At 62.7% G+C, this 20,408-nt stretch carries 17 protein-coding genes; 5 read left to right on the top strand and 12 right to left on the bottom strand.

Features of this window, described 5'->3' with window-relative positions:
• Nucleotides 1-115 precede the first annotated feature (115 nt).
• Nucleotides 116-850, bottom strand: coding sequence for a thioesterase II family protein (locus BKX96_RS30170; protein WP_046817803.1), 735 nt, complete (start codon nt 848-850; stop codon nt 116-118).
• A gap of 165 nt (nt 851-1,015) precedes the next feature.
• Nucleotides 1,016-2,188 (bottom strand): MFS transporter, encoded by a 1,173-nt coding sequence (locus BKX96_RS30165; RefSeq protein WP_077186247.1) that lies wholly within the window; start codon nt 2,186-2,188, stop codon nt 1,016-1,018.
• Between the two features lie 195 nt (nt 2,189-2,383).
• On the opposite strand from BKX96_RS30165, the gene BKX96_RS30160 reads away from it, so the two are divergent.
• Together BKX96_RS30160 and BKX96_RS30155 are read left to right on the top strand one after the other, a co-directional pair.
• Complete coding sequence (locus BKX96_RS30160; protein WP_077186246.1) at nt 2,384-4,204, top strand: glycoside hydrolase family 15 protein; 1,821 nt, start codon at nt 2,384-2,386, stop codon at nt 4,202-4,204.
• 258 nt (nt 4,205-4,462) lie between these two features.
• The gene (locus BKX96_RS30155) at nt 4,463-4,852 is read left to right on the top strand and encodes a hypothetical protein (RefSeq protein WP_077186245.1); all 390 of its coding nucleotides are present in this window, start codon (nt 4,463-4,465) and stop codon (nt 4,850-4,852) included.
• 17 nt (nt 4,853-4,869) lie between these two features.
• Here the strand turns inward: BKX96_RS30155 and BKX96_RS30150 are convergent, their stop codons facing one another.
• On the bottom strand, nt 4,870-5,853 hold the full coding sequence (locus BKX96_RS30150; protein WP_077186244.1) for a GlxA family transcriptional regulator: 984 nt from the start codon (nt 5,851-5,853) through the stop codon (nt 4,870-4,872).
• Between the two features lie 90 nt (nt 5,854-5,943).
• On the opposite strand from BKX96_RS30150, the gene inhA reads away from it, so the two are divergent.
• The gene (gene inhA, locus BKX96_RS30145) at nt 5,944-6,630 is read left to right on the top strand and encodes an isonitrile hydratase (protein WP_077186243.1); all 687 of its coding nucleotides are present in this window, start codon (nt 5,944-5,946) and stop codon (nt 6,628-6,630) included.
• A 271-nt stretch (nt 6,631-6,901) separates the two neighbouring features.
• Here the strand turns inward: inhA and BKX96_RS30140 are convergent, their stop codons facing one another.
• Complete coding sequence (locus tag BKX96_RS30140) at nt 6,902-7,390, bottom strand: SRPBCC family protein (protein WP_046817797.1); 489 nt, start codon at nt 7,388-7,390, stop codon at nt 6,902-6,904.
• Nucleotides 7,391-7,536: 146 nt separating this feature from the next.
• On the opposite strand from BKX96_RS30140, the gene BKX96_RS30135 reads away from it, so the two are divergent.
• Nucleotides 7,537-7,938, top strand: a complete 402-nt coding sequence (locus tag BKX96_RS30135; protein ID WP_077186242.1) for a lysozyme inhibitor LprI family protein — start codon at nt 7,537-7,539, stop codon at nt 7,936-7,938.
• Nucleotides 7,939-8,067: 129 nt separating this feature from the next.
• On the opposite strand, the gene peaD is transcribed toward BKX96_RS30135, so the two are convergent.
• The 4 genes from peaD to peaA all read right to left on the bottom strand — a co-directional run bounded on the left by peaD (nt 8,068) and on the right by peaA (nt 12,642).
• Nucleotides 8,068-9,186: a quinohemoprotein amine dehydrogenase subunit beta gene (gene peaD, locus BKX96_RS30130; RefSeq protein WP_077186299.1), complete on the bottom strand. Its 1,119-nt coding sequence runs from the start codon at nt 9,184-9,186 to the stop codon at nt 8,068-8,070.
• 38 nt (nt 9,187-9,224) lie between these two features.
• On the bottom strand, nt 9,225-9,548 hold the full coding sequence (qhpC, locus tag BKX96_RS30125; protein ID WP_008016081.1) for a quinohemoprotein amine dehydrogenase subunit gamma: 324 nt from the start codon (nt 9,546-9,548) through the stop codon (nt 9,225-9,227).
• A gap of 1 nt (nt 9,549) precedes the next feature.
• Complete coding sequence (peaB, locus tag BKX96_RS30120) at nt 9,550-10,980, bottom strand: quinohemoprotein amine dehydrogenase maturation protein (RefSeq protein ID WP_077186241.1); 1,431 nt, start codon at nt 10,978-10,980, stop codon at nt 9,550-9,552.
• A gap of 81 nt (nt 10,981-11,061) precedes the next feature.
• The gene (gene peaA, locus BKX96_RS30115; RefSeq protein ID WP_077186240.1) at nt 11,062-12,642 is read right to left on the bottom strand and encodes a quinohemoprotein amine dehydrogenase subunit alpha; all 1,581 of its coding nucleotides are present in this window, start codon (nt 12,640-12,642) and stop codon (nt 11,062-11,064) included.
• Nucleotides 12,643-13,147: 505 nt separating this feature from the next.
• Here peaA and BKX96_RS30110 point away from each other — a divergent pair.
• Nucleotides 13,148-14,638, top strand: a complete 1,491-nt coding sequence (locus BKX96_RS30110) for an aldehyde dehydrogenase family protein (RefSeq protein WP_046817793.1) — start codon at nt 13,148-13,150, stop codon at nt 14,636-14,638.
• 106 nt (nt 14,639-14,744) lie between these two features.
• On the opposite strand, the gene qhpG is transcribed toward BKX96_RS30110, so the two are convergent.
• Genes qhpG through BKX96_RS30090 form a run of 4 tightly spaced genes read right to left on the bottom strand, consistent with a single transcriptional unit; the run spans nt 14,745 to nt 20,320 of the window.
• Nucleotides 14,745-16,034 (bottom strand): flavin-dependent monooxygenase QhpG, encoded by a 1,290-nt coding sequence (gene qhpG / locus BKX96_RS30105; protein WP_077186239.1) that lies wholly within the window; start codon nt 16,032-16,034, stop codon nt 14,745-14,747.
• Entirely contained in the window at nt 16,031-16,708 is a 678-nt protein-coding gene (qhpE, locus tag BKX96_RS30100; protein WP_046817791.1) for a subtilisin-like serine protease QhpE, read from the bottom strand. The genes qhpG and qhpE overlap by 4 nt, the downstream gene beginning before the upstream one ends.
• Entirely contained in the window at nt 16,698-18,416 is a 1,719-nt protein-coding gene (locus tag BKX96_RS30095) for an ABC transporter ATP-binding protein (protein WP_077186238.1), read from the bottom strand. Before BKX96_RS30095 ends, qhpE begins: the two co-directional genes overlap by 11 nt.
• Nucleotides 18,416-20,320 (bottom strand): sigma-54-dependent Fis family transcriptional regulator, encoded by a 1,905-nt coding sequence (locus tag BKX96_RS30090; RefSeq protein WP_046817789.1) that lies wholly within the window; start codon nt 20,318-20,320, stop codon nt 18,416-18,418. The genes BKX96_RS30095 and BKX96_RS30090 overlap by 1 nt, the downstream gene beginning before the upstream one ends.
• Between the last annotated feature and the right edge of the window lie 88 nt (nt 20,321-20,408).

Below are 20,408 nucleotides of genomic sequence, written 5' to 3'. Positions count from 1 at the left end.
TGGGAGCGGGCTTGCTCGCGAAAGCGGTGGTTCAGCCAACATCATTGTTGAATGACACACCATATTGGCGGGCAAGCCCGCTCCCACAGGGGGGTGGGTGATGTTTGAGATTGGGTTAAACCACAGCGGCCATCGCGTGCCGCCGATGGTGAACTTCAAGCTGATCCTTGATCACCTTGAGCACCTTGGCCTCATGCTCATGAATGAAAAAATGCCCGCCCGCCAACATGTCCACGGAAAAGCTGCCGTGGGTTTCCTTGCGCCAGCCGATCAATTGTTCGGTGGTGGCGCGGTCGGCCTTGCCGCCGAACACGTGCACCGGGCACTTGAGCAAGGGGCGCTGCACTGGCTCGAAGCGCCCGCACAACTGGAAGTCGGCGCGCAGGATCGGCAGTGTCAGGCTCATCAGCTCTTCATTGGCCAGGACTTCTTCGCGGGTGCCATTGAGACTGCGCAGTTGTTCGATCAGCTCGGCATCGGATTTGGGTTCGGCAAAACCCCGGTCGTAATCCTCACGCAGGGTTGGCGCGGCCGTGCCAGAAGCAAACAACGCCACCGGTTCCGGGCAACCAAGTGCACGCAAGGCGTGGGCCATTTCACAAGCGAGCAGTGCGCCCAGACTATGGCCGAATAGGGCATACGGCGCCTTGAGCGTGGTTTTTTGTTCCTGTGCGAGTTGCAGCGCCAGGCGACGCATGTCGGTATGCAGTGGTTCGCCGAAGCGAGCACCCCGCCCCGGCAGTTCCACCGGTTGCAGCTTGATCCACTCCGGCAGCTTGCGCCGCCAGCGGCTGTAGACCATGGCGCTCGCGCCGGAATAAGGCAGGCACAGCAATGTCAGCGGGGTCACCGGGCTTACCTCGAAATGTTGTCTGTAAAGAGAACGAATGAGCGCCGAAAAGAATTAGCCGGATGAGTATCCCTGTAGGAGCGAGTTTGCTCGCGAAGGTGTGTCAGGCGACATCACTGTGTCTGCCACTCCTTCGCGAGCAAGCCCGCTCCCACAGTTGAAAGATCATTTCAGATGGCGATAGCTTTGGATCGCGGAACCGAGGACGACGCCCCCCGCCACGATCGCCAGCCAGAACCCGCTCCTCGCCCCGAACGCATCCACCAGCCACCCCGACCCCGCCGCGCCGATCGCCACGCCGATGCTCAGCCCGGTCACCAGCCAGGTCAGGCCTTCGGTGAGTTTGGCCGGTGGAACGATCTGTTCCACCAGGGCCATGGCGACAATCAGGGTCGGGGCAAAAAACAGTCCGGCGACGAACACCGCCAGGGATAAGCCGAGAATGTTCATCGCCAGCAGCAACGGCAAGGTCGTCACCGCCGTTGCCACCCCGCCGTAGAGAAACAGGCGCGGCAGCGGCACTTTCGAACGCAACGCACCGAATGCCAATCCGGCCAGGCATGAGCCGATCGCATACACCGACAACACGATACTCGCCGCGGCCGGTTGGCCCTGCTGCTGGGCGAAGGCCACGCTGACCACGTCCACCACCCCGACGATGGTGCCCATGGCGACCATCAACAGCATCAGCAACTGGATGTCCAGGGAGCGGATGATCGATGCAGCGTGATGTTCTTCATGGGCATGCACCGGCGGCTCGGTGCTGCGTTGCAATACGAACGCCGTGACCCCGATCGCCAGCATCAGCAACGCCGCCAACGGCCCAGCCTCGGGGAACGCCACCACGCATAACCCCACCGACAAGGGTGGCCCGACGATGAAGCAGACTTCATCCAGCACCGACTCCAGGGCATAGGCGGTTTGCAACTGCGGTTGGCCGCGATAGAGCTCGGTCCAGCGCGCCCGGACCATCGCCGACATGCTCGGCATGCAGCCGGCGATCGCGGCGAACACGAACAACGTCCACTGGGGTGCCTGCAGACGGGTACAGAGCAGCACCATCAACAGTGCCCCGCCCCCGACCAGCGCCGACACCGGCAAGATCCGGCGCTGACCAAAACGGTCCACCAGCCGCGACACCTGCGGTGCACAAAACGCTGTGGCCAGCGCGAACGTCGCCGCCACGGCACCGGCCAAACCGTACCCCCCCTGCAACTGCGAGAGCATGGTGATCAGGCCGATGCCGGTCATGGAAATCGGCATGCGCGCGATCATTCCGGCCAGCACGAAGGCGCCGCTGCCAGGGGCATTGAACAGCTCGCGGTAGGGGTTTGCCATGGGCGTGTGGTCTCGACAAGGGCCTGCAAATTGCCATAAACGCTGGTTGAGGGGAAAGCAGCCAATTGTTGCTTGAATGTGAAGGCCCCATCGCCAGCAGGCTGGCGATGGGGCCAGAGCAGTCAGCGCAAAATGAACTCCCGCCCGCGAAAACCAGTCAGCTATTTAGTTAGGCCCTCAGCTCTCGGAGCCCCAATGCCCGATCACGAACACCAAAGCCCCATCGACGCCCACGGCATCATCGGCGACATGCGCAGCGCCGCGCTGGTCAACGACAAAGGCAGCGTGGATTTTTTCTGCTGGCCGGAATTCGACAGCCCGTCGATCTTCTGTTCGCTGCTGGACACGCCCGAGGCCGGGATTTTCCAGCTATCCCCGGACTTGCCGGACGCTCGCCGCGAGCAAATCTACCTGCCCGATACCAACGTGCTGCAAACCCGCTGGCTCAGTGATCGCGCCGTGGTGGAAATCACCGACCTGCTGCCCATTGGGGACACCGAAGACAACCTGCCCGTGCTGATGCGCCGAGTTCGGGTAGTCAGCGGCCAAGCGACGTTTCACCTGCGCTGCGCCGTGCGCCATGACTACGCGCGTGCCCGCACCCTCGCCCGCCTGGATCAACGGGACGTGATCTTCGAAGCCGCCGACCAGCCATCCCTGCGCCTGGCGACGGATCAGGTTTTGCACATCGAAGACCAGGCAGCGGTTGCCGAATTCACCCTCAAACAGGACCAGAGTGCCGAGTTCCTGCTGGGCGCCATCGACGATCCGCGCTTCAAGGAAGGAGGCGCCACGCTGTGCCTGGAGCGCACCCTGAAGTTCTGGCGTGACTGGATCGGCCAGTCCAACTATCGCGGCCGCTGGCGGGAAGTGGTCAACCGCTCGGCCCTGGCGATGAAGCTGCTGACTTCGCGCAAACACGGCGCGATCCTCGCCGCAGCGACCTTTGGCCTGCCGGAAGTCACTGGCGGCGAGCGTAACTGGGATTACCGCTACACCTGGATCCGCGACGCCTCGTTCACCGTCTACGCCTTCATGCGCCTGGGTTTCACCGAAGAAGCCAACGCGTATATGCGCTGGTTGCGTGGACGGGTCAGCGATTGCCGAGGCAAACCGATGAAACTCAATATCCTGTATGGCATCGACGGCCGCCAGGAACTGCCGGAAGTCGAACTCACGCACCTGTCCGGGCACGGCGGCGCGACGCCGGTGCGCATCGGCAACCTGGCCTACGCCCAGGTCCAGCTCGACATTTTCGGCGAGCTGATGGACGCGGTTTACCTGGTCAACAAATACGGCGAAGCGATTTCCCACGAGGGCTGGAAGCACACCGTGAAAGTGGTCGACCAGGTTTGCGAAACCTGGCAGCAGGAGGACGTCGGGATCTGGGAAATGCGCGGCGAACAGCACCACTTCCTGCACTCGCGACTGATGTGCTGGGTCGCCCTGGACCGGGCGATCCGTCTCGCCTCGAAACGCTCGTTGCCCGCACCCTTCGCCCGCTGGGACCAGACGCGCCAGGCCATCTACTCGGACATCTGGGACAACTTCTGGAATGAAGAACGCGGGCACTTCGTGCAGCACATCGGCGGCACCGGCCTCGACGGTTCGATGCTGCTGATGCCGCTGGTGCGTTTCGTCAGCGCCAAGGACCCGCGCTGGCTCGCGACCCTCGACGCCATCGAGAAAAACCTGGTGCGCGACGGCATGGTCTACCGCTACCACAATGACGATAACCACATCGACGGCCTGCCCGGCACCGAAGGCGCATTCGCCGCATGCTCCTTCTGGTACGTCGAATGCCTGGCCCGCGCCGGCCGGGTGGAAAAGGCTCACCTGGAGTTCGAACAACTGCTCAGGTACGCCAACCCGCTGGGGCTGTACGCCGAAGAATTCGACAGCCACGCGCGGCACATGGGTAACACCCCGCAGGCGCTGACGCACTTGGCGTTGATCAGCGCGGCGTGTTTTCTGGACAGGAAATTGAGTGGGGAGAAGAGCGTTTGGCAGCCTTGAGACCTGGCGCCCAGCCTTAATGTAGGAGCCGGCTTGCCGGCGAAGGCATTCTCAAGTGCGCCTTCGCCGGCAAGCCGGCTCCTACAGGTCCGATGTCCGGCGAGGTTTTTGTGTAAGCCAGCGTCCTACTTTTCATAAACAAAATACGCGTCCGCCCCCCGGAAATACCCGGTTGCAAGCCACTACATCCCCACCTAACATCGATGCTCAACGGGCACAGCGGAGCTGTCCAACACACCCCGAATTCAAGGATCCAGAATGTCCCAACGCATCTATCGCAGCATCGACCTGCCCCTTCGAACCGGCCTCAACCGCGACGAACTGTGGGAAGGCCACGACAAGGGCCTGATCAAATGCTGGGAAGTCGGCCACCAGCGCGCCGCCCGTTTCCCCGACCTCGCCCGGCAATGCCTCGCTGGCGAGCTGCCGGTGCTGGGCTGGAAAGGTGGCGTCAGCCGCAGCCTGAAAAAACTCGAAAAATACGGTTCCCTAAAGTACCTCGCCCAATGGCAAGGCTTGCGCGGTGAGGATCTGGATGTGGATCTGGACGAAGAACGGGTGCAGACCTGTGCGCGGACCGGGATGGTGGTGACGTTTACCCCGGACAGGGCGAAATACTTTAATCAGGTGACGGAAGTGGAAGTCTAACGACAGGACACCCACGCTCAAGGCATGACTGGATCTTCTTGCGCGCTGACTGAAAACCGCTCGCGATACGCCTGCGGGGTCACCCCCATGGCCCGCAGGAAGCTGCGGCGCAGGGTTTCTTCGCTGCCGAATCCGCATTGCACGGCCACCCGCTTGATTGGCACGCCGGTGTCGCTGAGCAGGCGTCGCGCCGTCTCGACCCGGATCAGCTCGATGGCTCGGGCCGGGGTCTGGCCGGTGTCGGCGCGGTAGTGGCGCACGAAGCTGCGTTCGCTCATGCCAGCCTGCTGGGCCAGGGTCGGGATGCCGAGGTCTTTGCTGAGGTTTTCGCTGATCCAGGCGTGAAGTTCGTCGAAGCGATTGCCTTCTTTCTGTAAAGACAAAGTCACGCTGAATTGCGACTGGCCGCCCGGGCGTTTCAGGAATACCACCAGTTGCCGGGCGACTTCCAAGGCCATGGTGCGACCGAGGTCGGCTTCGACCATTGCCAACGCCAGGTCGATGCCGGCGGTGACGCCGGCCGAGGTCCAGACTGGACCGTCGTTGATGAAGATCGGGTTGGGTTCGACCTGCAATCGCGGGTGTTGCTGCGCCAACTGCTCGCAACGGGTCCAGTGGGTGACCACGCGCCGGCCGTCGAGCCAGCCACTGGCCGCCAGCAGGAACGCGCCGGTGCACACCGATGCCACCCGCCGGCACTTTGCCGAGTGCTCGCGCACCCAACCGACCAGTGCCGGGTCCTGCGCCGCCGTATAGACGCCCCAGCCCCCGGCGATGATCAGGGTGTCGCTGCCCTGCTCGGGCAAGATTTCGGCCAGCAACGCCAAGCCCGCCGATGACATCACCGCCCCGCCGCCGCTGGCAATTACCGACGGCGCATAAGGTGGGGGCGAACCTTGCTGACGGGCGATGTCGTTGGCCGAGGCGAACACCTGCAACGGCCCGGTGACATCGAGCACTTGCACGTTGGCGAAGGCGAGTACGTGAATGGTTTTCGGCATGTTGGCGTAATTCGTGGGGTGATTGGCGTATACGCCAAATCCTAGGCGTCTACAGTGAGGGCGTCCACCCACTTCAGGAGAAAAAACACCATGACCTTGCAGATCGGTTTTCTGTTGTTTCCACAGGTGCAGCAACTCGACCTCACCGGCCCCTATGACGTGCTGGCCTCGCTGCCGGACGTGAAGGTGCATCTGATCTGGAAGGACCTGATGCCCGTCACCGCCAGCACCGGTCTGATGCTCAAGCCGACCGTAACCTTCGATGATTGCCCGGCGCTGGATGTGATCTGCGTGCCCGGTGGCAGTGGAGTCGGGCCGTTGATGGAGGATGAGCAAACCCTGGCGTTTATCAAGACCCAGGCCGCCAACGCGCGGTACGTGACGTCGGTCTGCACCGGTGCGCTGGTGCTGGGTGCGGCGGGACTGCTCAAGGGCAAGCGCGCCACCACCCATTGGGCGTATCACGAACTGCTGACGCCGTTGGGAGCGATTGCGGTGAAGGATCGGGTGGTGCGCGACGGCAACCTGCTGACCGGTGGCGGGATTACCGCAGGCATCGATTTTGCCCTGACCCTGGCAGCCGAGCTGTTCGGCCAGGACACCGCTGAGCTGGTGCAATTGCAACTGGAATACGCACCTGCGCCGCCCTTTCAGGCCGGTAGCCCGGAAACGGCGCCCAACAGGGTGCTGGAGGAAGCGCGCAACCGTGCCGCCAGTTCATTGAAACTGCGAGCGCAAATCACCGAGCGTGCGGCAGCAAAACTCGACCGGCAATGAAAGACTGGCTGCGTGAACCCTTGTTCACGCAGACAGTGTTTTTCAGACGCATAAAAAAACCCGCCGAAGCGGGTTCTTCCAAGACCATTACAACTCCCTGTCGTCAGCATCCGTGCAATGGCCGATCATCCATGATCCTGAGCACTCCCTGTGCCTCAGTGGATGGGGCCAGAATACGCATCGGATCCAATTTGTAACAGACGACATAGTTGTTACCGCGTGTAAGACATTCGCTATAGCGACCTTCCGTAAACCCTTAGACGCGTTTTAATCATTCACCTTCACGCTCCCGGGCTTTGGCGTTTTCAGCGAGGAATTGTTCGAGACGGCTCAATTGCTCCTCCCAGCCACGGCTGTCCATGTAATACGCCTCCTTCTGGCGTACGTCGGGAATGTGCGCGAATCCAGACTCGGACACCTTGAGCAAGGTGCCGCCTTCATAGTCCTGCAATTCGAACTTGACCAGCGTGGTGGGCTCCTGGGAGTAGTCGATCTTCGGGTTCACCGCGTAGGGGTGCCAACGAAAGGAAAACAACTGTTGCGGCTCGACCCGCTCGACCAGCACATTCCACAACACGTGTTCATAACCGGGATACGTAACCTGCCCCTGCGTCCATTCGCCGGCAATGAAGCGCCTGCCTTCGAGCGCAACGCCAAACCACTGACCGAACGCCTCGGCGTCGACCAAGGCGCGCCAGACATGGGAGCGCGGCGACTTGAGCATGATTTTGCGTTCAAAACTGTTGGGTACTGGTTTCATACGTCACCTCCTGTAATGAACAACAGTAGGCCTGTAAGACCACATGTCCAGCCCGAAAGTTGTATCAATCAGGCGTCAGTTGTCGAAATGGCCGTCCTGGCCTCGCTACACTGGGGCAAATTTCCCTGTTACAGCGAGCCTATGCCATGCACTCACGCTTTCTCCTGGCGCTCACGCCATTGCTGTTAATCCCCCAGGCCCAGGCCGTGGACTGCGACAACGCCAGCGACCAGGTCACGATGAACCAGTGCGCCGCGCAGCAGCATGCGGCGGTGGACAAGGAGCTGAATGCGCTTTACCAGCAGATCACCACGCGCTTGAAGGGCGACCCTGACGGGAAGAAATTGCTGGTGGGGGCGCAGCGCTCGTGGATCGCGTTTCGTGATGCCGAGTGCAAGTTTTCGGCGTCCGGGGTGGAAGGCGGGAGTGTTTATCCGCTGGTCTACAGCAATTGCGTAACGGAGTTGACCAAGGCGCGGGTGGAGACGTTCAAGACTTACCTGAAGTGCCAGGAGGGGGATTTGGGTTGCCCGGTGCCTGGGGTTTGATTTTGTAGTGTTTTTGAGGGCCTATTCGCGAGCAAGCCCGCTCCCACATTTGATCGCGTTCTTTCTGGAAGAACTCGGTCCAGTGTGGGAGCGGGCTTGCTCGCGAAGGCGTCAGTTCAGGCGCCGCAATTACCGCATAAAAATCTGCGCCGTGGTAATCGCCATGTCCCCACCCGGCAACTTGATGCTGCCCACCTGTTTCATGCTGTCGGCATCGAAAATCGCCACATCGTTGAACGTCCCGGCCAGGTAGATCTTGCTGCCGTCCTTATTGAAGGAAATGCAGTAGTAGGAGTGATCGAGCGTCGCCGCCTGGAGCATTTTCTTCTCCTTGATGTCGTACTTGGCCAGCCGATTGAGCACGCCGAACATCAGGTTCGGGTCTTTCGGCGAGCGCATGCCGCTGAAGTAGATTTCCGTCAGGGGCCCGAAGTCGGTGGTTTCGGTCTTGCCGGTCTTCAGGTCGACACTGAACAGGCCGTAAAGGTATTCGGCGGTCGCCGGGTCCTGCTTCTTGTCCTTGAATTTCGCCGCGGTGTAGAGCAGCGAGAAGTCATGCCGGTAGGTTTGCTGGTTCCACACGTAGAGCACGTCCGGCGCGCTGTAGTTCGCGCGTTTCCAGTGCCGGCTGGGGATCAGCACGTCGAACTTGCCGGTCTGCACATTGACCTTGTAGACATCCGCCCCGGCCACGTACAGCGTGCCGTCGTCACCGCTCTGCATGATGGTCAGCTGGCGTGGCGCGGGGAAACTGCGCACCGGTTTGGCGTCCATGCCGGCGTCGGTCTTGTACACGTCTAACCGAGGCTGCTGCACTTCGTAGCGGTCGTTCATCATCAGCGTCGGGTTGGCGACGGTGTACAGTTCCTTGCCGTCGTGGCTGACCGTGAAGGCGAACATGGACTTGGCCTTCTCACCCGGCTTCTGGGTGATGCTGGCGTGGAACACCTGCTTGCAGTTGTCCAGCTCGACGCCGTAGACGTCCGCATAGTGATTGTTCAGCACGTAGGCGGTCTTGCGGTCCGGCGACAATTGCACGGTACCGGGGCCGAAGGCGTCCGGCAGTTTGCAGGTCTTGTACAGGGTGTCGCTGGCCAGGTCGATCACGTGCAGGTTGTTCGGGTAATTGGTGGTCAACATGTACTCGTGACCGTCTTGCAACGCAGTGTTTTCATCGGCCATGACCGTGAGCGAAGCGGCGCTCAGGACGGCGAAAGCGGCCAGGCCGCAGGCTTTGATGCTGTGCATGCTGGAATCCTTCTTCTTATACGCGGCTTTCAAGGGCATCACTTGTCCTTCGGGAAGACAGTGCCGAGGTTGCGCCAGTTGTCGTTGGACGCCTGGGCATCCTTGTTCCAGTCCGGGTAGGTGCTCATCATGTCCGGCACCTGGGCCGGCCACCAGCAAGGGTCGGAGCAGCCATAAAGGTCGGCCTCCATCGGCTGGCACAACGACGACACACCGCCAAACGCATCGATCTCCCAACCCGGGTCGGTGGTCGAGGCGCAACCCGCCACCGAGCTCATCGCCACCACTTCTTCGATGCGGTTTTCATCCGCGGCCTGATCCAGCTTCAACGCTTTGTTATTGATTGCCTTGAGATGTTTCATATCAGTGAGCCTTGCGCGGAGTGATGTAGCTGCTGATGAACGCAGGGTTGTGAGCCATGATCCGGGTGTAGACCTCGATGCCGAAGTCGACCCAGTCACGCATCAGTTCGCAGTAGTGATAGGTCGGGTGCGTCGGGTCGCCGTACCGGGCGTAGCTCTCGTGGTAGCAGCCGCCGGAGCACAGGTTGCGGATTTGGCAGTCTTCGCAGCCGGTGTTGCTGCGGTCCAGGCGCTGCGAGAGGAAGTCGTTCAACTCCACCTGTTTCACGCCGCTGTGGACGTTGCCGAAGGTTGGCAGGCTCGAACCGGTAAAGCGGTGGCACAGGTTCAGCTCGCCCTTGTGATCCACCGCCAGCATCTTCAAGCCCGCGCCACACGGCAGGGCTTTCTTGTGGCCTTCGTGGATGTCGGTGATCAGCTGATGCAGGTTGGAGAAACCGATGTTGCGGTGCTCCAGCGCCGCTTCCAGGTAACGCCGCCCGAGGCGTTTCATGCTGGCGAAGACTTCGATCAGCTCGTCGCTGGTGAGGTTGAAGCTGCTGATATCACCCGACGTCACCGGGGCAAAGCCGACTTCGGCGAAACCCAGTTCGTTGAACAGGTGATCCCAGATGGTTTCGACGTCGGTGACGCCGGTGGTGAGCGTTACGCGAGCACCGACCGGACGGCTGTTATAGCGCGACAGCAGCATCTCGGCCTTGCGCCGCACCACGTCGTAGGTGCCCTGCCCGCCCACGGTGATGCGGTTGCGGTCGTGCACGGTTTTCGGCCCGTCAATGCTGACCGACAGCCCGAAACGGTGGGCATTGAGGTAGTCCACGGTGTCTTCGGTGAGCAGCGTGGCATTGGTGGTCATGACGAACTCGACGAACTTGCCCGCCTCGGCAAACCGCTTTTCACAATAGTCGACCATGTACTCGATCAGCTTGCGATTGCTCAGCGGCTCTCCACCAAAAAACACAACCGTAAACCGCTCTTCGTCCGGGGATTCGCGCAGCAGCATTTCCACCGAGGCGATCGCCGTTTCCACGTCCATTTTCTTGCCGGCCGAGGGCTTGTCGAGGTCTTCCTTGTAGCAGTAGGTGCAACTCAGGTTGCAGCCGGTGTTGACGTTGAGCACCACGGTGTTGATCGCAGTGCGCTCGACGCGCTTGGTGGCGATGTCCGGGGTCAGTGGCGAGCCGTCGCTGACCAGTTCCAGGGCCATCAGCTCGCGCAGGGTCTCGGTAATTTCCTCGCCGTTAAAGCGCGCGGCGAGGCGCTGGATCAGGTCGTCCGAGGAACAGCCCGGGCCGCGCAAGGTATCGATGATGGTGCCCGTCAGTTCATCGCTGGCGAACAGCGAACTGCTGGGGATGTGAAACAGCATGCGATCGGCGTCGACGTGCACTTCGTGCAGGTTGCGTTCGACCAGATTCAAGATAGCGCCCATTGCAAACCTCCTGTGCAAGCCCCGGTTGCGGGGCCTGCGATCATTCCGAAAAAGTGTCTGAAGCCTTTGCGTTCAGTGCACTCAAGGAATGGGTGGATTGTTCCAACGTTGCACGGTGACGATCATGTGGCCCTCGCCGGTCAGGGATTTCCCTGCGTCGTCGACGGCGGCGATCACCTTGAGGTTGCCGGCATTGTTGGTGGACATTTTGCGCGCCGGGTTCGGCCCGGCATCGCCCGGGGTGAACACGCCAGTGTCGGCTTGCATGGTGCCGGCGAACTTGACGTCTTCGTCTTCCTTGGCACGGTCGTCAAAGGCCTCGACCTTCCACTGCGCCGGGAACACGCCGATGCGATACGGCTTGCCGTCAGCGCCCTTGCCCCAGGCTTCGGCGTCGAAACGGCCCTGGACTTTCGGCGTTGAACCGCCGCCCTCGCCGATCCGCGCGACCGAAAATTCCGGTATGACTTTGACCGAGGCGATCTTGTTGTACACCGACAGGCTCGGGCCTTTCAGCGTGCCGACACTGACCGCGCGCAAGCCCGGCTGGGCATTGGCGGCGGCCTTGAGCTTGACTTTGATCTGCTCCGGGCTCTGCGAGACGACCTCAACCACTTCCACGCCTTTGCCAAAATTCGGCTTGCCGGTCAGGCCGCTGCCGATCAGGGTGACTTCGGTTTCGCTGCCGGCCTTCACATAACCTGGCTGCACCGCCAGCAAACGCTGGGAGCCCTGCTTGGCGGCGACGAAGTCCAGGCCGCGTTCATCGTGCTCGGCCTCGAACATCCGGCCCTGCATCGCATTGCCCTGGGCGGCGAACACTTGGCGCATGGTCACGCCGTCGATGGTGACGTTGCCGCGCCATTCGTAGCCGGTGTAGAGAATCGCGCTGCCGTCACCGTTGAACGGCGTACCGTCGGCATATTGGCCCTTGACGCTGACCTTGAAGGTGTCGCTGCCGTCGGCAGTCACGCTCATCACACCGGCCAGTTCGCCTTTGCCCGGCAGATGACCGCTGAAGCTCCAGTCACCCACCAGCGCCTCGCTTTTCGGCGCGGTGCTCAGCCATTTTTTCCAGGCCGGGTTGTCCAGCGGATAGCGCTTGGCCAACAGCGGCACCATCTCTTTACGGGCAATATCGAACCAGTCGCGGTCGCGGGACAGCGCCTGATACTCCAGCGACGGCCACTGGCCGAGGTGGAAGTTCACCAGGCGCTCCCATTCCTGGGCCGGACGCCGTTGCAGTGCCACCCGTGCACCGGAGTGGCAGCGGCCGCACATCTGGCTGGTCTGGTCGTCGAACTGCTCGACCGTGTTGAGCCGGCGCTCCATGGCATAACGCACGCCGTCGGTTTCGCTCGGCGCCAGGCCCTGGGTGTCGGCCAGGTACTTGACCAGCGTCCGACGGTCTTCATCACTGATCTGCAGACCGTGCATGACCTGCATCCTCGCGATGCTCATCAGCCAGCCTTCCGGCGTCTTGCGCTGATGGCTGATGCGGCTCAGGGCGTTATCGGCTTCAGGGGTGTGACAGCCCTGGCAGGTTTCCTTGAGGATGGTCTGGGCGTCGCGGGCTGCCAGGCTGTGAGGCGAATGCAGGGCTAAACAAGCCGCTACGGCCAGCAGGCTGGCGCTCATGCCTGAACGGAGTTTTCTCTTCATCAACGTCGAACCTCGCACGGTGCTTTCTTATTTTTGTGGCTTATCGTTTTTTGGGTTTCTGCCGCCGGCGGCAAGCCGCTGACGGAGGCAGGAGAAACGTCTGCGATGAGCAATACATGGAGCGTGCCAGCTTGTGAATATCCAGCTAAATCAATTACTTGTTGACAAAGGCCAGGGTTTTTCCAGGGGCGTCATCCGCGTTACACGTTTAAATTCGCGACAACTGTTTCACTCTGAGACAAGCATAGCCCTCTGTAGGAGCTGGCTTGCCAGCGAAGGCGGCCTGAAAATGAAAGGTGATCTCAAGGGCCTCTTCGCTGGCAAGCCAGCTCCTACAGGGGTGTTTCTGGTGTCTCACGCAGTCGCAATCTGCGACGATTGTCGACGTCATGGCGATCCGGGAATCAGCTGCCGAACCCGTCAAATCAAGCGCTAGCTGCGAAAAACCACAACTGGCACAGCCATTGCGAAAGACCTCGCCACACGAACAAGACGAGGTTTCATCATGTCGCTTCCCAACCTGCTTCCCGCCACTTCGGCCTTCATCCAGCGCGCTCCACGCATGCTCATCAAGGGCGACTGGGTCGAGGCCGCCGATGGCCAGACCATGCCCCTGCATAACCCGGCCACCGGCGAAGTGCTGTGCGTGGTGCCGCGCGCCACGCCGGAAGATGTCGACCGGGCCGTCCTCGCCGCCCGCCAGGCGTTCGATGATTCGGCCTGGACCCGCACCCGCCCCCGGGAGCGGCAGAACCTGTTGTGGAAACTGGCCGACCTGATGCAGCGCGATGCCGAGCTGCTGGCGCAACTGGAATGCCTGAACAACGGCAAAAGCGCAGCTGTGGCGCAGGTGATGGATGTGCAGTTGGCCATCGACTTCCTGCGCTACATGGCCGGTTGGGCGACCAAGATCGAGGGTTCCACGGTCGATGTGTCGGCGCCGCTGATGCCCAACGACCAGTTCCACAGTTTCATCCGTCGCGAAGCGGTGGGCGTGGTCGGCGCCATCGTCGCCTGGAACTTCCCGTTGCTGCTGGCCTGCTGGAAACTCGGCCCGGCCCTGGCCACCGGCTGCACCGTGGTGCTCAAACCCGCCGACGAAACCCCGCTCACCGCACTGAAACTCGCCGAGCTGGTACTGGAAGCCGGTTACCCCGAGGGTGTGTTCAACGTGGTCACCGGCACCGGCATCACCGCCGGCTCCGCCCTGACCCACAACCCGCTGGTGGACAAGCTGACCTTCACCGGCTCGACCGCCGTGGGCAAGCAGATCGGCAAGATCGCCATGGATTCCATGACCCGGGTGACCCTGGAACTGGGCGGCAAATCGCCGACCATCGTGATGGCCGACGCCGACCTGAAAACCGCCGCGGCCGGGGCCGCCAGCGCGATCTTCTTCAACCAGGGCCAGGTCTGCTGCGCAGGCTCCAGGCTGTATGTGCAGCGCAAGCATTTCGACAATGTGGTGGCGGACATCGCCGGCATCGCCAACGCCATGAAACTGGGCAATGGCCTGGACCCGAGCGTCGACATGGGCCCGTTGATCTCGGCCCGTCAGCAGGAGCGCGTCTACGGCTACATCGAAAAGGGCCGCGAAAGCGGGGCGACCATCGCCTGCGGTGGCGAGCAGTTCGGCCCTGGCTTTTTCGTCAAGCCGACGGTGATCGTCGACGTCGATCAGAAACACTCGCTGGTGCAGGAAGAAATCTTCGGCCCGGTGCTGGTGGCGATTCCCTTCGACGACGAAGCCGATGCGCTGCGCATGGCCAATGACAGCCCTTACGGGCTGGGCGCGAGCATCTGGTCCAATGACCTGGCGGCGGTGCACCGGATGATCCCGCGGATCAAGTCCGGTTCAGTGTGGGTCAACTGCCACAGTGCCCTGGACCCGGCGCTGCCCTTTGGCGGCTACAAGATGTCGGGGGTCGGGCGCGAAATGGGGTATGCGGCGATCGAGCATTACACTGAGTTGAAGTCGGTGTTGATCAAGTTGTAAGCCTGTCAGGCCGCCTTCGCGAGCAAGCCCGCTGCCACAGTTGGAATGCATTCCAACTGTGGCAGCGGGCTTGCTCGCGAAAAGGCCGGCCCTGCCAATGCAAAGGTCAGGGTTTGTACCCCTGCCCCAACAACCAACTCCTGACCATCCGCCCCTGCTCCACCGTCAATCCTCCCAGCGCCTTCTCAGCCGGTTCACTCCGCAACCGCCGCACCAACGGCGCCAACTCCACCCCCTGCACATGCCAGATCCCCAAGGGCTGATCCGCCGTGATCACTACCTCGGCCTCATCGACAAAGCCATCCCGCAACACCGGCGCCCGCTCGATCCGCAACGCACTGAAATCCGCTTCGGCATGGGCCACCTCGGCATCCGGCCATTGCCGCCGCGCCTGCCAGAACGGCTGCTCAAGCCAGCGCTGCTCATCGGCGTAAAAATCCCGGCCAATGCGCGCGAACCGCAAAAACAACTGCTCCACCCGCTGCTGATGAAAGCGCTGGGCCAGCGCCGCCCGTTCGGGTTTGCGCAACAAGGTGTTGATCACCGCCGACGCCTGCAGCGCCGAGGACAAAGATTGAAAGACACCGTTGCCCGACAGCGGGTCCACCGCCATCGCCGCGTCGCCGACCCGAATCCATTTATCTGCACACACCTGCGGGCTGAGGATTGCCGTACTGCTACGAGCGTGCAACTGCAGATCCGCTTCCACTTCTCCAGCGAAAAATGCCTGGGCGACCGCCGATGCCCGACGCCGCTGCCGACAGTATTCGAGTAACTGCGCCTTACCCGGCAACCCGACACTGGCCACGTCCACCGTCCATTGCCAGTAGCACTGACCGTCGTCCCGTCGCGCCATCCAGGCCCAGCCATCTTCGAGGCTTTCCACAGCGCTTGCAGTGATGCCCGGCGTGCCTTGCCAGCGATTGAGCAGGCTGACCGTCTCCGGCCCGCGCAGGCCTTTGCCCAAGGCCGGCGCCTGACGCCCGCGGGCTTCCACCAGAAAATCCGCGGTCAGCACTTCCCGGCCTTCGATCTGGACCTGATGCCCGCCTGATGACGATTGAACGCCCAGCACCCGGCCTTCGATCAGCGTCACGCCGGCCGCACGCAAGTCTTCGCGCAGGCCCCGGTCAAAGGTCGGGCGGTCCAGCAGGAATTCAACGTTTTGCGCGTGTTGCTGGCCGTTCCAGTGCACCTGCCGCTGGGAAGGCAACGTCGCATCTGCCAGGGCCTGATGCAGCCCAGCACCACGCATCGCCTCCAGCACCCGCACGGAGACGCCTTCCAGCGCAGCAAACCGGCGCCATTCGCTGACCAGCGTGACGGCGTAACCCAAGCGTCGCAGTCCCAGCGCCACCGCCGAGCCCGCCGGGCCTGCGCCCAGAATCACAATCATGGTCCGATGCGCCTTTCAGGGCCGCGATAGCGGGCGTTCTGCCGCAGATAGTCGAGGACTTGCTCATTGTTCGCATCAGGTTGTGCCACGAGAAACGCCGCGATGTGCCCGCTCAACGCCGCGCAGCCGAGGCTGGCCCCCGATTGCCCGGGATAGGTGCCGTGCACACAGGCACCGAAATCCGCCTGGGCACTGTCGAGCCACGACCATTCGAGTTCAGCGCAGCGCGCATCGCCGGTCACCCGCAGTACCTGGGGATAATTGGCCGGAAACACACCTTCGCCCTGGGCCGGGCTGGACGCGCAAAGCAGCACGCCCCGCGCCACCGCCGCCGCGCAGGCGTTGCGCAACAGGCTGCGATCCTGGCGCAAGCCCAGGCTCAGGTTGATCACGCGCACGTCTTGCGCCACCAGCCAGTCGATGGCCGTGGCGATCTGCAAGGCGCTGGTCACCCCGCGCTGGTCGAACACCTGCGCCACGCAAAACAGCGCCGCGGGCGCGCGCCGACCGATGGCTTCGATCACCGCGCTGCCATGGCCCAGGGGATCGTCACGCAGGTCGCTTTCGGTAAGCCCGTCTTCCACCAGCGAAAAACGCCGGCCGGCGACCACCTGCACCCGTTGCGCCGTCGAGTGACCGCTGTCCACTACACCTATGAGCAGCTCAGGCTTCATGCAGCACCGTTTTCGACACCAGCACGCCATCGAGCAATTCAAAGCGCAGGTCGGCATCGGCCAGGGTCGAGGGGCGATGGCTGATGAGGATGCGCGTACGCCCGGCAAACAGCCGGTCGATGGCTTCGATCACTTCGCGCTCGGTGGCTTCGTCCACCGCCGAGGTGGCTTCGTCGAGCACCAGGATCAACGGATCCTGCAACAAGGCGCGAGCAATGGCGATGCGTTGTTTCTGCCCGCCGGACAACTGCTGGCCGCGCTCCCCCAACGGGCTGTCGAGGCCCTCGGGCAAGGTCGCGATCAGGCTGTCGAGTTGCGCCAGCCGCACCACTTCGGCAATCGCCTCACGGCTGGCATCCGGCACGGCGTAGGCCAGGTTGTCGGCCAGGCTGCCGCGAAACAGCACGATGTCCTGGCTGACCACGGCGATGCGTCGACGCAACTGGAACAGGTCCAGCTCGCGCAGATCGACTTCACCGAGCAACACCCGCCCGGACTGTGGATCGTGGTGGCGTTGCAGCAGGTCGATCAGCGTGGATTTACCGACGCCAGAGCCGCCGCTCAGGGCGACTTTCAGCCCATAGGGAATGCATGCCTCGATGCCGCGCAAGGTGGTCGTCCGACCGGGATGACTGAAGTGCACATCGTCGAATCGCAGATCGCCCGAGATCGGCATCGGCTGTGGCGTGGTGGGCGTGAACACGGTCGGTTGTTCGCCGCGCAATTCCATCACACGCCCGAGGCTGACGGTCATCCGCTGCACCGCCACATAGAGCCCGAGCAAACTCTGCACCGGCCCCACAGCCATGCCCAGGTAAGTGGAAAACGCGATCAAGGCACCCAGCTGCCAGGTGCCCTGCACCACCCAATAACCACCAATCAGGAACGCACAGGCCCGCGACAGCGACGTCAGCGTGCCCGGCACGGCCTGGGTGAAAAACTCGGTGACCTGCAGGCGCAGCAACTGGCTCATGTAGCCCTGGCCCAGACTTTCCAGACGTCGCGCTTCGCGCTGTTGCTGGCCGGCGGACTGGATGAACTTCATCACCGGCAGCGTCTCGACCATGAACGACGACATGTCCGCCGAGCGTTCGCGCAACTGCCGCACATCGCGCTCGACCTTGCGCCGCATCCAGCGCAGCCAGAGCACGTCGAGGGGAATCAGCACCAACGCCAGCAGCGACAGTTTCCACGACAGGGTCAGCAGCATCGCCACGGCCACCACCAGGCCGATCACGCTCGACACCGCCGAGAACAACGAATCCACGGCAAAGCGCTGGATCTCCGCCACGTCGCCATCCAGGCGCGACATCAGGTCGCCGATGCGCCGCTGGCCGTAGAAGCTCGGTGACAGGGTCTGCAGGTGCCGATACAGGTCATCGCGCAGGGCAAACAGCATGCGCCCGGACAGGCGCGTGTGCAGGTAGCGGTTGATCCCGGACAACGCCGTGCCCAGCAAGCCGGCGACAATCATCAACCCGGCAATCAGCACCAGCATCGGGAAGTTGCGCGCCAGCAGGCCATCGTCGATCAACAGCTTGGTCAGCCACGGCTGCACCAGCACCAGCGCCGAAGCGCAAACCGACAGGCCCAGCAGCCCGGCAATCGCCAAGCGATGTGGCCGCACAAAGCTGTACAGCCAGCGCAACGCCGCTTGCAGGGCTTCAGGGTTCTGGCTGTCGATCAGCCGCACGATCAGGCGCTGCATCACGAGCGCAACTGTTTGAGCTTGCGATACAGGGTCGCGCGGCTGATGCCCAGGGCGTCGGCCGCCGCCGAGACGTTGCCCTGGTGGCTGTCCAGGGATTGACGGATCATCTCCAGTTCGTTTTCGCGAATGCTGCCGGCCTGGGGCCGCTCGCTGGCGTTGAGCTCGTCGAGCATGCTGTCGGGCAAATGATCGAGGGTCAGCACGCTGTCCCCCGGTTCGCGCATGGCCAGCGCGGTACGCAGGACCATCTCCAGCTGGCGGATGTTGCCCGGCCAGTGATAGCCCTCGAGCAAGCGGTTCAAGTCGTCGTGCAGGACCACGTTCGGCGCGTCGAGCCTGGCCAGCAGACGGCCGACCAGTGCGCTGAAATCCTCGCGTTCACGCAGTGCCGGGAGCATCACGCTGATGCCGTTGACGCGGTAGAACAGGTCCTCGCGAAAGTGCTTGTCTTCCACCAGGCGCTTGAGGTCGCGGTGGGTGGCGCAGATCAGCGCGACGTCGATGTCCTGCTCTTCGCCGGCACCCAGTGGCGCCACCTTGCGGTCCTGCAGCACGCGCAGCAATCGGGCCTGCAAGGCCAGCGGCATGTCGCCGATTTCATCGAGGAACAAGGTGCCGCCGTGGGCCTGTTGCAGGCGCCCGACCATGCCGCCCCGGCGCGAACCGGTGAACGCGCCTTCGCGGTAGCCGAACAGTTCCGACTCGATCAGGCCTTCGGGGATCGCCGCGCAATTGACCGCGACGAAAGGTTTGTCGCAACGGCTGCCAGCCATGTGCAAGGCGCGGGCGATGACTTCCTTGCCGGTACCGGTTTCACCCAGCAGCAACACCGGCAACTGGTTGGCCAGGCCTTGGCGGGCCATGCGCAGGGCGCGGGCATAACGGGCATTGCTGCCGGCCAGGGATTCCAGGTCGGGCTGGTTTTTCGACGGTTTCGCGACGGTGCGTGGCGGGCTGCCGACGTTGATCGAGCGTTGCGGCGCACGCAGGGTCTTGTAGAAGAATTCGCCCTTGGCGGTCTGCAGGCTGCCGACGCCGCCCTGATGCAGGCGTGCCAGCAATTGCAGGCCATCGACCCCGAGAAACTCTTCGCAGCGCCGACCGACCAGCGCCGCACGTTCGGCATGCAACAGCTGACAGGCCTGGGCGCTGACCGCGAGAATCTGCCCGCCCAGGCTCACCGCCAACAGGCCCTGCCACGGCGATTCGAGGTACTGGCGGCGACTGTGGAAGGCCAGGACGATTTCGTCCGGATAGCTTGCGTTGAAGACGCGGCTTTCGATCTGGCTGACAGCCATGGCCAGCAGCGCGGTGCTGTCGTGGGCACGGCCCAGCGGGCCTTCGCGAGTCAGGTCGAGCACGCCGAGGATGTCGCCCTGGGGGCAATGGATCGGCACCGAGGTGCAGGAAAAATCACTGAGGCGATCCAGGTAGTGTTCGCCGCAATCGATCAGGGTTGGCCGGGCTTCGACCAGGGCGGTGCCGAGGGCGTTGGTGCCGCGCACCGCTTCGCTCCAGCAGGCGCCGAGGGTGATGTCTTGCAGGCCACTGCCCTTGAGGCGGTCGGCGCGGCCTTCGACGGCGAGGATGGTGGCGTCGGAGTTGGCGAGGATGATCAGCCCTTCCTTGCCCTGGCGTTCGGCCAGGTAATCGATCGCCGGCAACGCCGCATCGATCAGCAGACGATTGCTCGCCAGCAACACCTCGACGCTGGCACTCGATTCCAGCGCCAACTCATGCTTGGCATTGAAATGCACGCCATGGCTGAGGCTGCGCCGCCAGGAAGCATCGATTTCCGCACGCAGGACGCCGTCCGGGACTTCGCCTTCCAGATGCAGTTTTTCCCGGGCCAGCCGGGCTTCGCGATGCAGTTTGGGGGAGTTTGTTTTTATTAGCGTCATCAAGCGCTCCGGGTCGTCCGCCCTTGCGCCTTTTATACGTCGGCGCCCTGCCGCAATCTTTACGTTAACGTAAGGGCGATGGCAAGTG

It is taken from the genome of Pseudomonas putida (assembly GCF_001976065.1).
In the GTDB taxonomy this organism is placed as follows: domain Bacteria; phylum Pseudomonadota; class Gammaproteobacteria; order Pseudomonadales; family Pseudomonadaceae; genus Aquipseudomonas; species Aquipseudomonas serbica.
The sequence above is the reverse complement of the archived record's forward strand: the minus strand, read 5'-3'. Positions and strand labels throughout refer to the sequence as shown.